The sequence below is a fragment of the Verrucomicrobiia bacterium genome (assembly GCA_035946615.1).
GTDB lineage: Bacteria > Verrucomicrobiota > Verrucomicrobiia > Limisphaerales > UBA8199 > DASYZB01.
The window spans coordinates 1-11,658 of sequence record DASYZB010000025.1; the positions used below are offsets into that span (position 1 = coordinate 1).

At 58.9% G+C, this 11,658-nt stretch carries 11 protein-coding genes and 1 tRNA gene; 6 read left to right on the forward strand and 6 right to left on the reverse strand.

Annotated features, from left to right (window positions below):
* Positions 1-343: 343 nt before the first annotated feature.
* Positions 344-853 carry a DUF2127 domain-containing protein gene (locus VG146_04020; protein ID HEV2391512.1) on the reverse strand — a complete coding sequence of 170 codons (510 nt, stop codon included), beginning with the start codon at positions 851-853 and terminating at the stop codon, positions 344-346.
* A 53-nt stretch (positions 854-906) separates the two neighbouring features.
* On the reverse strand, positions 907-2,151 hold the full coding sequence (locus VG146_04025; GenBank protein ID HEV2391513.1) for a S41 family peptidase: 1,245 nt from the start codon (positions 2,149-2,151) through the stop codon (positions 907-909).
* Between the two features lie 103 nt (positions 2,152-2,254).
* Here VG146_04025 and VG146_04030 point away from each other — a divergent pair, with 103 nt between their 5' ends.
* Positions 2,255-3,163: an MBL fold metallo-hydrolase gene (locus tag VG146_04030; protein HEV2391514.1), complete on the forward strand. Its 909-nt coding sequence runs from the start codon at positions 2,255-2,257 to the stop codon at positions 3,161-3,163.
* A gap of 24 nt (positions 3,164-3,187) precedes the next feature.
* The gene (locus tag VG146_04035; GenBank protein ID HEV2391515.1) at positions 3,188-4,027 is read left to right on the forward strand and encodes an RNA methyltransferase; all 840 of its coding nucleotides are present in this window, start codon (positions 3,188-3,190) and stop codon (positions 4,025-4,027) included.
* Here VG146_04035 and VG146_04040 read toward each other — a convergent pair.
* Genes VG146_04040 through VG146_04050 form a run of 3 tightly spaced genes read right to left on the reverse strand, consistent with a single transcriptional unit; the run spans position 4,003 to position 8,547 of the window.
* Entirely contained in the window at positions 4,003-7,041 is a 3,039-nt protein-coding gene (locus VG146_04040; protein HEV2391516.1) for a hypothetical protein, read from the reverse strand. The two genes, VG146_04035 and VG146_04040, sit on opposite strands and share 25 nt — an antisense overlap.
* 22 nt (positions 7,042-7,063) lie before the next feature.
* A complete protein-coding gene (locus tag VG146_04045; GenBank protein ID HEV2391517.1) occupies positions 7,064-8,092 on the reverse strand; it encodes a glycosyltransferase family 2 protein in 1,029 nt (342 codons plus the stop codon).
* Positions 8,089-8,547 (reverse strand): hypothetical protein, encoded by a 459-nt coding sequence (locus tag VG146_04050; protein HEV2391518.1) that lies wholly within the window; start codon positions 8,545-8,547, stop codon positions 8,089-8,091. The genes VG146_04045 and VG146_04050 overlap by 4 nt, the downstream gene beginning before the upstream one ends.
* 107 nt (positions 8,548-8,654) lie before the next feature.
* On the opposite strand from VG146_04050, the gene VG146_04055 reads away from it, so the two are divergent.
* Positions 8,655-8,730, forward strand: a tRNA-Ala gene (locus tag VG146_04055).
* Positions 8,731-8,899: 169 nt separating this feature from the next.
* Here VG146_04055 and mug read toward each other — a convergent pair.
* Positions 8,900-9,523, reverse strand: a complete 624-nt coding sequence (gene mug, locus VG146_04060; GenBank protein ID HEV2391519.1) for a G/U mismatch-specific DNA glycosylase — start codon at positions 9,521-9,523, stop codon at positions 8,900-8,902.
* A gap of 132 nt (positions 9,524-9,655) precedes the next feature.
* Here mug and VG146_04065 point away from each other — a divergent pair, with 132 nt between their 5' ends.
* From VG146_04065 to VG146_04075, 3 genes are read left to right on the forward strand one after another with little or no spacing between them, the layout of a single operon-like run.
* Entirely contained in the window at positions 9,656-10,048 is a 393-nt protein-coding gene (locus tag VG146_04065) for a hypothetical protein (protein ID HEV2391520.1), read from the forward strand.
* Positions 10,011-10,775 (forward strand): class I SAM-dependent methyltransferase, encoded by a 765-nt coding sequence (locus VG146_04070; protein HEV2391521.1) that lies wholly within the window; start codon positions 10,011-10,013, stop codon positions 10,773-10,775. The genes VG146_04065 and VG146_04070 overlap by 38 nt, the downstream gene beginning before the upstream one ends.
* Before the next feature lie 54 nt (positions 10,776-10,829).
* Positions 10,830-11,408 carry a WYL domain-containing protein gene (locus VG146_04075; GenBank protein ID HEV2391522.1) on the forward strand — a complete coding sequence of 193 codons (579 nt, stop codon included), beginning with the start codon at positions 10,830-10,832 and terminating at the stop codon, positions 11,406-11,408.
* The last annotated feature ends 250 nt before the right edge of the window (positions 11,409-11,658 follow it).

Below are 11,658 nucleotides of genomic sequence, written 5' to 3' on the forward strand. Positions count from 1 at the left end.
CGGTGTGTACTGGACCAGCGGATTTCGACATGCTAACGAGGTGAATTGGCACTGATGCCTAGTGTAGCTTATCATTACGAATACATTCATTAGTTGCATTTCCATCATCGCCAAAAACCCCGCTTTTGGGACAGGCTCTAGTTACTCTCGCCCACAGGGTCAGAGTTTCCTGGTAGGTCAACACCCATGGCGTGGGGGAGGGCAGAGGTTTTTTTTCAAACCGATCATTGAAATATTGAGCTAAACAATGACGCTCAATGCTCATTGAGCATTGAGTATTGCTCATCTTTCATCCGGGCCTGGGAGAGGAGGCCCCCACTTGTTGCACCCGACAATGAAAGTCTTAAGCGTCGCCGTGCTTTTTCCTGCGATACTCGCGCCAGATTAGCAGGAACACACACAGATCAATCATGGTCAGGACAAGCAAACCCAGTGAGAATTGATGGATGATGCGGTAGGCCTGATAGCCAATGAACACGCCGATAAAAACCATCGCTGTGGGAAAGGCCCATAACTTGCCCCGCAATAAGCCTCCCCAAACCAGAAAGACTTTGACCGCCCCATGAGCCAGCAGGTACGCGCTCCCAAAGATTTTCGTGTTGGATGACAAATGGCTGACTGCCTCCCGCAAATGAGTGGCGACCCAGTCGGTCGGGTCCTCCACCAACTCATGCTGGGTCAGCATCGCCACAATCCGGTTCAGAGCGCTGCGGCTGACTGCCAGGAACAGGCCCCCGCCTATCATTTCGAAAATACCGTCGATGCCTTTAAACCAAATCCCGATTAGGTAGAATAGATGCAGAAGCTTATCGCGGGTCCAACGCCGGCGCGTTTTGCGATTTGAGCGGCGCATCGTGGTTCTCAAGTTTTGGCCAGCGGCCTCCTGCCGCTACTCTTGGGTTTGATTCACTTTGCCGCCCGCTGGTTGGCATGTTCCAGCAAGCTCACCGCGCGTAACAATTGATGGTCGTCACTGGATTGAAGTTGTGCGGGAGTCATATCCCGCTCGGCCTCCGGAAACAAAGGCGCCGCGTCATCCGGCATCGCCACCGCCACCTCCGGCTCGAGTCCTTTGTGCCAGAATGAGTGTCCGTCGGGCGTCAGCCATTCCTCGACTGCCAGCAACAAAGCTGAACCGTCGGGAAGGCCGAATTGCTCAAGAACGGTGCCGGTGCCGAAGGTTGTGCCGCCCACCAGTGTGGCCCGGTGCGCATCCCTCAGGGCCCCGGCTACAATCTCGGCGGCGCTTGCTGTGCCGTCATTAATCAGCACTACCACTGGCGTGTTGGTGGCTTGCCCCCCCTTCTCGACCGGGATGGGGGTGATATGGCCTTTGGCATCTTTGGCCAGCAGCACATTTCCGCTCGCCAGGAATTGGCTGGTCACACCGACGGCTTCATCGAGCAACCCGCCCGGGTCGTCCCGAAGGTCGAGGATAATCCCCGCTTCGGCCTCTCGCTGAATCTGAGGTAAAAGGCCGATGATATCCTTTGTGGCGCCCGCATCGAATTCGGCAATTCGCAGGTGGGCAATGGCTGTTCCAGGCAGGAGTTGCCAGGTCACTTCATGCAACTTAATAGCGGCCCTTGTTATCGTAAGCTGGCGCGCCTTTCCAGTGCGCGCGCTCAGGACAGTTAATTCGACCTGGGTCCCCGCCGGGCCGGTGATGCGCTCGACTACACGGCTGGGCGGCCAGCCGCTGATGTCCTGGCCGTTCACCTTCAGGATAACGTCTCCGGCGCGCAAGCCAGCATGCTGGGCGGGAGAGTTGTCCAGCGGCGCTACGATGACCACGTGACCGCCTTTCATCTGGATTTGAACGCCAATCCCTTTGAGCTCGCCGTGCTCCATTTCTTTGAGGTGCTTCACGGTCGATGGTGGCAGAAAGGTGCTGTGGCCGGTGTCGCCCAGGGCATCGACCATCCCGGCAATGGCGCCATAGGTCATCCGGCGCGGCTTGACGGCTGCCTGATCGACATAGCGCTGATGAATAGTCTCCCAGGCCTGCCCCAACAACGGCATGTCCAGACCATTCCTGCCAGAGAGCGTTCCCAAGGCCGTAAACCAGCCCAACCCCAGCCCGCTGACGAATAGCAGCAAGAGAAACAATGGACTGGCCAGCACGCCCCGTGGTTGGCTCTGCACGAGCATCACCCTCGCGCAATGGGTTCCCCTCAGCAATTAGGGTCTCAACCTGAGAAAGCGATGCCCCGAAAGTTATTGCCCGATTTGGCTCGCGTCACTAAGGTTGACCGTGCCTGTTCGCTTGACTATCCTGGGCAGTGGTTCCGGGGGCAATTGCGCCTATCTGGAGACCGCTGAAGCCCGTGTCCTGATTGATGCCGGGTTCAGTTTGCGGCAGATTCGCAAACGCCTCGCCAGCATTGGCCGAATACCAGAAAATTTGACGGGCATCCTCGTGACGCACGAGCACTCCGACCACGTTCAGGCCCTGGCGGCTTTCAGCGCCAAACTCCAAATCCCGGTTTATTGCAATCGCCCCACCAAAGAGGCCATCGAGTATCAGCTCCAGACCAGGCTCATCGCACGGCTGTTTACCACCGGGGCCAGCTTCGAGGTGGGCGACATGACAATCGAAACTTTTAACATCCCCCATGATGCCCAGGACCCTGTCGGGTTCCTGATTCGGACATCCGGAGGCGACATCGGCTTTTTAACGGACTTGGGTCATGCGACCAAATTGGTCATCGAACGAGTGCGCCGGGCCCATGTCCTGGTGCTCGAAGCCAATCATGACATTAAAATGCTTCAGGAATGTCCCCACCGGCCATGGAGTCTCAAACAGCGCATTCTCAGCCGCCATGGGCATCTCTCCAATGTGGCGGCGGCCGATGCCGCCGAACAAATCATGTCCAGCGATTTGCGCCATTTGTATCTCGGCCACTTGAGCCAGCAATGCAATCGGCCCGAACTGGCTCTTGGCGCAGTCCAGCAACGCTTGCAGCAGATTGGCGCGACACACGTCTGCCTCGAATTGACCTCTCAATCTGTCCCCTGTCCCACGCTGGACGTACACTCTTTGAGGAGCGGCGCCCCCGGTCTAATGGCGCCCACGGCAGTTATGGCCATTCGCGAGGTTGCTCGGCACAGTCCCCCGTCTGTGCCGGGCCAAACGTTTTTTTCTCTTGATGACTCGGCGTAGGAAGGCCAGCAGCCCAGCGGCCACATGATTAAGGTTCGCAGGATTACCTCCTTCGATTTGCCGGAGCTGCAGCCCTATCGCACCATGCGCCGGCAAGAGCAGCACCGCGAGCAGGGGATATTCGTCGCCGAAGGCGAGAAGGTTGTCCGCCGATTGCTTGAGAGCAAGCTGCAGGTACTCTCGGTTTTGCTTCCGGAGAAGTGGCTGGTGCTGCTTGAGGCGCAACTGAAACTCAGGCCGGAAGACATCGAGGTTTTCGTCGCTGACAAGGCGCTGCTGGAAACCTTGACCGGTTTTTCAATGTATCAAGGGCTGCTGGCCGTCGGAAAAGTGCCCGCCCCGGTCTCTTTGAGCGATCTACTGGCTCGAAGCAATCAGCCGTATCTGTTGGCGGCAGTGGACAGCTTATCGAGCGCAGAGAACCTCGGCGCAGTGGTGCGGAACTGCGCCGCTTTGGGTGTTCACGGACTGATTGTGGGCGAGACTTGCAGCAGCCCCTTTCTGCGCCGGGCTGTGCGCAGTTCAATGGGAACTGCGTTCCTATTGCCGATGATTGAGACGGAGAGCCTGACCCGAGCGTTAAGCGAGCTGCGCGCGCGCGGTGTGCGCTGTATTGCCGCTCATCCGCGCGAGCCACAGCGCATAGTGGCCCAGGTTGCATTTACTGGTGATTGCTGTGTTGTCTTTGGAAGCGAAGGTTACGGCATTTCGCCTGACATCCTGGCAGCGTGCGATGAAGCCGCCGCCATCCCGATGACGCCCGAAGTCGATTCGTTGAATGTGGGCTGCGCCGCAGCGGTGTTCCTGTACGAAGCCGTTCGCCAGCGCCGCATGCCCTCCTATTTTTTGAACACTGCTCGATAAACCTCGCGAATTGCCCGGCGCCAGTCCGCCACCGCAGTTCGAAATTGCTCCGATGAACCGAAGCCGCAACGGACCGAGACGCGGTAAAAGGGCGCCGGTTCATCGGGTAGAACCGTCTCGCCCTCATAACTCCACCGCCGGAGGATACCCTCGACGCGCCGAAGCTTGCGGTAATTCTCGATGAGTTTCTCCGCGTCGGGCAGCGCTCCCACGGCTTGCGCTCGCTCAAGCGCGCGCAGCGTGTTTGGCTCGTGCCAGCCGCGCTCGATGCAAATCGCCTGGGCGGTGAATTCCGCGTCCACCAACCCGCCCGCACCGGTCTTGATGGCCAGTTCGTCTTTTCCTGAGGGCGTGCGTTCCTTTTGGATTCGCATTCGCATGGCATCCATCTTCTTTTTCCAATCCGGCGTGCACGCAGCAAGGGGAAGGATCAGATGGGTGAAATCGGCAAGTCTGGCAGCGAGTTGTTGGAACCGCGCGCCCAGGTTTAAATTCCCGGCAATCGCCCGGGCACGGGTCAACGTTTGAATCTCCCAAAACTGAGCGCGCTGCCGATAATAGGCCTCATAGGCCTCGAGGCCATTGACCAGCAGCCCTTTTTCACCATCAGGGCGCAGCCGGGCATCGGTGTGGAACAGCAGCCCCTGTTCCGTATGGCGGGAGAGTAAATCCATTAGTTCAATCGCCAAAGGCGCCAGTTTGGCCGGGCTCTTCATACTCGATTCGGTCACGAACACCAAATCCAAATCCGACCCATAATCGATTTCTGCCCCTCCCAATTTGCCCAGGCCAATAACGGCAAAAGGCGGCTTTTTAATCTTGTGACGGCGCATCACCACTTCGATGGCGTATTGGAGGCAGGCATCGGCCAAAGCTGAGAGTTCGCTCAGATACTGCTCTGGGTCTGCCAGGCCTAGAATATCACGCAGGCCGATGCGCATCAGTTCCGCCTGGTGATAACGGCGCAACCATAAACCTTGATCGGCATCGTCAAATCCATGGCGCAGGTCGCGCAGGATTTCCTCGGCGCCTTTGCGTTGCCGCAGCCGGCCGCTGGTGACCAGTTCATCAACCAGGTCCGGGGTGCGAATCGCCCGTTCGGCAAGAAACTCCGATCTGTCGAAAAGGAGCAGCAGCAACTCGAAAATGGCGGGATTGCTGTTCCATAACTGGAACAGAGTCGAGCGAGCGCCGTAGGCGCTAATAAAGCTGTCCAGCCGCGTCACAACCCGGTCCGGGTCCGAGAGCGGGGGCTTTTGCTGAGTTTCGGCGGCGTTTAGTCCTTGCCCTGCATTCGAAGCTGCGTCCCTGCGGCAAAGGCCAAACAATCGGGGCAGCAACTGAAAAGCCAGTTCCTGAGTGCGTGGCGAGACGTGGACATAACCCGGCCCTTCGACAAACTCGCGCAGCATGCGCAACGCCCGGCCAGCATCCTTAAACGAGTATTCCGCCAGGATATTCTTCCACTTCTCTTCGGCCCCCTCAAAGCCAGGCGGAAAAGGCGATGGCCTGCAGAGAGGCTGCGCCGCGCTCTTGAGCGCTTGATTGAATATCTGGCGGACATGGCCGGTGTGGGCCTTCAGCGCTTGCTCGAATTCGGGCAAAGCTGCAAAACCCATCAATCGCGCCAGGCGCTCGCGGGCAGAGCGGTCGATGGGAATGGTATGAGTTTGGCGGTTGTCTTCCATTTGCAACCTGTGCTCGACATCGCGCAGGAAACAATAGGCCACCTGAAGCTGGCGCGAGTTTTGCCCCGATAAGAGGTCGTATTGGACAAGCTTCTTCAACGCGGGGAGCGTTTGGGTTCCCTGAAGGAACGGCTGCCGGCCCGCGTGGAGCAACTGCTGTGATTGGGCGATGAACTCGATTTCCCGAATGCCGCCGCGGCCGAGCTTGACGTTGCGGTCTAACTCATCGGCCTTGAGAATCTCATTTTCGATGCGATCTTTCATTGCGCCAATCTCGTGCAAGACCCCCTGATTAATCGACCGGGGGTAGCGGAAGGGCTGGACCATATCGAGAAATTCGGCTGCCAGCGTTTGATCTCCGGCAACACCGCGCGCTTTGAGCAACATCATGCGTTCCCAGGTTTGGCCCCACTGCGCATAGTAGGTTTCGTAGCTTGGCAATGAACGGCTGAGCGGCCCGGCATCCCCCTCGGGCCTCAAGCGCAAGTCGATTCGATAGAGCGCCCCTTCCGCAGTCAACCGCGTCACCTCGGTTATGAAGGTCTCCGCGAGACGATTGAAGAACTGATGATTGGTAAGAAGCGCCCGGGGCTGCGGGCTGGGTTGGCTAAGGCGGATGCGCTTGGGCTTGGCGTCAGCGCGGTTCGGCTTCCCTGCCGCAGTGGAGGAGAGTTGCGGGGGAGGTTCCTTGAAAACGCTTCCTTCCTCCTCATACACAAACAGCACATCGACATCGGAGCTGTAATTGAGTTCCTGCCCGCCCAGTTTGCCAAGGCCCAAAATGCACCCGGGTGTTTCTTTCCAGGTTCCGGCAGCATCCTGATGGTAAGGGCGGCCATAGCGTTGGGTCTGCTGCAGCAGGCAAAAGTCCCAGACGGTCTCGAGGCACGTGTCGGCCAGGTCTGAAATCTCCTGCATCACATCCCAAGTCGAGCCTAGCCGGGCCAGGTCCCGGGCGCCGATGCGCAGCATCTCGCGCTGATTCAGCTCGCGAACGGCGTCCAATGCCGCGGCGTAATCCTCTCTCTTCAGCCCGGGCACCAGCAGCCGGTCCAAATCCTGGCGCAGCCCCTGCTTGCGACGGGGAAACCTCAACGCCTCTGGAGTAATGGTTTCGAGCCAGTCCGGATGTTTGATGAGCCGCGCACTGAGCGCCTGGGACCCGCTAAATAGGCTCGCAAGAATGCCGGCTTGCTCTGAGGACACTCGCGCCAAAACCCTGCCGGCATCCGTCGCGGCCAGCAGAGCCAGAAAACGTTTTGCCCGCTGCGAATCCGCAGATTCTTTGATCGCTTTGGCCCAAAGGCCTTTTAGCGCATGACGCATAGAGTCGAATGGGCCTGGGTCCTCAGTGGACCAGGGTTTCCAACGTGACAGGCGCAGAGCTTGCCTCGGAGAACGGCTCAAGTTTTGTGAACAGGCCGCGCCAGAACCCGAGTCCATAAAGCACGTGCGTTAAGATGATAAGAGGCATTGCTGCCACGCTTTCAAAGATTTGTCTCAGGGGCGTCCGCTGCCGGCCCGGCTGATTTGTCTCAAATGTCGCAAGCCGGCTTTCTCGCCGCGCGCACAGCGCAAGTCCCTGCCCGAGCAACGCCAAAGCATAAACGGCGAGAGGCGCCAGGAGGATGGCCGCCGGCAGCCACCGCCAAATGAGAGCGGGGAGCAGGAACAGCAGATAAACGCAGAACAGGGGGGGAATGAAATTCAACGCCGAGCCTAAGGTGGGGTGCAACCGGAACTGCTCGGCCCGGCCACGTCCATACGTCAGCAACATCCGGGCGAAGGCCTTCAGACTTGACCTCGGCCGGCGATGGACGAAGAACTGCGGGTCATAAATCAACTTACCGCCGCGCTTTTGTAACTCGTCCATCAGGGCATTCTCCTCGTTGGGATACAGTGCCTCATTGAAGCCCCCCAATTGAACGAGAGCCTCCCGGCGCGACACCAGGTTGCAGAGGATCAGTTCCTTTTCCGTTGTTTCGCGCAACGCGCCCACGGGTGTATAGCGGGCGCGGCTGGGTCCAAAAGCAAGCCAGCTCGCTAATACCGCTGCGAAAACCTGCTCGAGCTCGGGCGCATCCGGCGGGCAGAGGTTGGGGCCTCCCGCCATTTTCACCGCGGGATCGTTGAAATGGGGCACGGCGCGCCGCAGATTGCCTGACCCGGGAACAGAATCATCGTCGAGAAAATAGATCAGTTCCCCGCGAGCAGCCTTTAAGGCGGCGTTGCGCTGGGCCGATGGTTGACGGCCCCGCGCCACGATGACTTCCAGCTTGTCCGCGGGATAATCCAATGCGCGGCTGGCAGTGGCCGCCTTGACCTCTGCCTGCCCGGGCCGGGCCGCAATCAATACGGTGACGCTTGGCAGGTTCATTTCCAGAACTGCCACCAGCGTTTGCGCTTGGGATGCTTCCAGTCTTCGAAGCGCTGAGTCAGGACCGGGGACAGCTTGTCGTAATTCGCCCACGTATCGGCCACGTGCCAGAAACTGGGCAACCCGCGGACAAGGACCTTCTTGTAATCGTCAAAATAAGGACCGCGCTGACCGGCCTGGTCACGATAATAATGCTCGGCAAACGCATTGCCCTCAGGGTTCAAGTCGCGCTCGGAGAACCGCTCGCCGCAGGTGGCCTCGAAAAACTGGCGGCCGGTGATTTCGCGCCGGCGCAGCTTCTCGAGCAGTTCGGCGGATTTCTGGCGGTGAAACTCATTTTCGAGCCCGTTGAGCGCCGCCCAGGCCAAAAACATGCCGATATGGGTTGCCGCGTGCCCTTTGGGCAACGGCTCCTGTTCGCTGCTGTAATCGAAATCCGCTCGGTCGTAGGCCATGGCCGTGAGCGGTGAAATTAACCGGAACGATTGCGGATCGAAAGGTTTTCTGCGAGAATGGTTTTGACAATTAAGGCCCGGGCCTTAGATTTTGCCCCGCTCCGGATGGGGTCGTAGCTCAGTTGGTAGAGCGCCTGAATGGCATTCAGGAGGTCAGGGGTTCGAACCCCCTCGGCTCCACCATCCTTCCAGAGCCTGAAATCAGGCACCCCGGAGGCTGTCAGTGCATACCGAAAGACGAAAGCGTGGAAAAAGGTCATGGATGATGCGGCGGCTAAGAGATCTCTGCATCCAAGGAGTCTCTGATCAGCAACTTCCGGGTGAACCAAAGGCGCCCAGCGGACAATCTCGATCAGAGACTCCTTACGTCGTCTCCTACAAAGATTTGAGCAATTGCCCGCAGCCGAAACTGACGGAAGAGCTTTGCCAGGGGTTTTGGGGTGAAATGAGCGTTGAGGCCGCTGGGATTGGGCAGCACCCAAACCAGGGCGCCGGCTATTCTCTGGGCCTGCTCGCCGACCTTGGCCGCTGGGCGGCCGAAGGCCAGCCGGTAGGCGCTCACACCTAAAATTGCGACCGTCTTGGGCCGATACTTCCTGACTTTCTTTTCAAAGAGCTGCCCGCCGGCCTGTAGCTCTTCCCGGGTCAACTCGTCCGATGCCACAGTGGCCCGCTCGACTAAATTTGTCAGCCCGTATCCACGTCGCAGCAACTCCCCTTCCTGCTCCGGACGCAACAGGCGGTCCGTAAACCCCGAGGCAAAGAGCGCCGGCCAAAACCGGTTGCCTGGGCGGGCAAAGTGATGGCCGGCCCAGGCTGAATACAGGCCCGGATTGATCCCGCAGAAGAGCACCTTGAGTTCGGGCGCTATCACATCCGGCACAATCCCCTCAACTGCCGCAAGCAGTTCTGCCTTCGTCGGCTTGACGGGCGGTGGGATTTGTTCTCTTTTCAACTGTTTTCCTGAGTCTCCCATCAACTCGACGGGCGCGCAAATGCCCGCAATCATTCTGCGCAGCGCCACTGGATGTGCTATTTTGGGAATTATGATTCTAATGCTGAAACTGGCCGTTGCCATTGGGTTTGGGTTTGTCATCCTGGCGCTGCTGTGAAGGCGTTTGGTTATCTGCGTGACAAATTGTGTCTCCTGGCCTGCTCGCTTTATGCGCTCAATCGCTGGGGACTCAAACCCCGGGTGCATAGCGCCTTTCTTCACGACCATTTCAATGACGTGCTCCTGATCCCCTGCGCGCTGCCCGTGTTGCTTCTGCTCCAGCGCATCTTAAAGCTGCGCGAACACGACCTGCCACCCACACCGGGTGAAATCGCCCTGTACCTGGTCGTATGGTCCATCCTTTTCGAGGTCATTGGACCGCGCATCATGCCGCATGCAGTGGGAGACCCTTGGGATGTTGTCTCTTATTTTGCGGGCGGCATCCTGGCCGGCGTGTGGTGGCATCGGGATGCCCTCCTGGCGGGTTGGGCTCACCATGGGCTTTGATCCACTGGCGCCCCATTACCGCTGGATGGAGTTCGTCCTCGCCGGCAACAAGCTCCAACGCTGCCGCACTGCATTTCTGAGCCGGGCAAACCAGGCGCGCAACATCCTGCTGATGGGCGAAGGCAATGGGCGGTTCCTTATCGAGTGCCGGCGGCGGCTCAAACAGGCCCGCATCACTTGCGTGGATAACAGCGGGTGCATGTTGGAATCAGCCCGGGAACGGCTGGTTCGATGCGGGTTGAGCCCGAGCGCTATCGAGTTTATCCAGGCCGACGCGCTGGCGTGGAGCCCGCCTTCCCGGGCCTTCGACCTGATTGCGACCCATTTTTTCCTCGATTGCTTCCAGCCCCATCAACTCGAGCGGATTGTGGCGCTCCTGGCCGGCGCTGCAAGGCCTGGCGCAACCTGGTTGCTGGCCGATTTCCAAATCCCGCCCGCCGGCCTTTCCCGATACCGAGCCAAATTAATCCATTGGACGATGTACAGGTTCTTTCGTGTCGTGACCGGGCTTCCGGCCATGGAATTGACAGCGCCTGAGCCTTTTCTGAACGCCCATGGATTCTTTCTCCAGGAACGGCGCTGCAGCGAATGGGGCCTGCTCCATTCGGACTATTGGCAGGCCGGTCCGCCGGCCAAGAAGCTCGCTGTCCCCTCCCTTGCGCAGGAGAGAGTTCTTTTGCCCGCAGCGCGTCTCATTAGCGCTCCGCGAGAGCCCGGGACCCGTTGAAATTCATTCTGGCTTGGACAGTCTTTGTCCAACTGGCCGCTTTATACTTTGCGCATGAAACTTAGAAGGATTACGCCTGACAAACTCAGCCGCCCGCCCTGGGAACGCATCCAGCTCATTCACCGCCGCATCCAGGAAGGCTCTTATCCCAATTGCGTGGCGTTGGCCGCCGAACTCGAACTCTCGCGGATTACCCTCAAACGCGACGTGCTGTTCATGCGGGATCGATTGCGCTTGCCTATCGAGTATGACGCCACGCGTCATGGATATTATTTTCGAGCCCCTGCCGAACCGCTTCCCGGCGCGGAGGCTGCGCTCAGCCCCAAGACTTATTTGCGCGGCAGTTTCGGGGCGCTCAAGGGCAGGAGCGACTACGAGGTGGCCATCCAACTGGACCCATGGGCGACCGGCCTCGCCCGGGGCCGGCAGTGGCACTCCACCCAGCGCTTCATCGAATTGCCCTGCGGCTGCGCCCAACTCGAACTGCGCCTGAGCAGCCTGGGTGAAATCGAGCCGTGGGTCCTGAGTTGGGGCATGCACGCGACCATCCTGCGCCCTGAAGCCCTGGTGCGGCGTGTAGAGCAGACCGCGCGGGAACTCCTCGAGCGATACGGAGCAGCAGACCACGTGTGAGTGTGAGCATCCAAGGACCTAAAGCCTTCGCGAGCCCAAGGGTCGTTCTCATTCTGCAATCACAATGGAAATACCGGCGAGCCTTTTGGCTGGCACCATCAGCCACCTCCAAGGGACAACCTTGGGGTAAATACCCCATTGCGCAATAGGGCCGAATTCTGTCCCAAACTAATCATGAGAAGGGTCGCTAAAGTCGCTTACGGGGTTTTCTCGATTTCAAAAAATCTTCAAAAATGGTGAAAGATTGTGG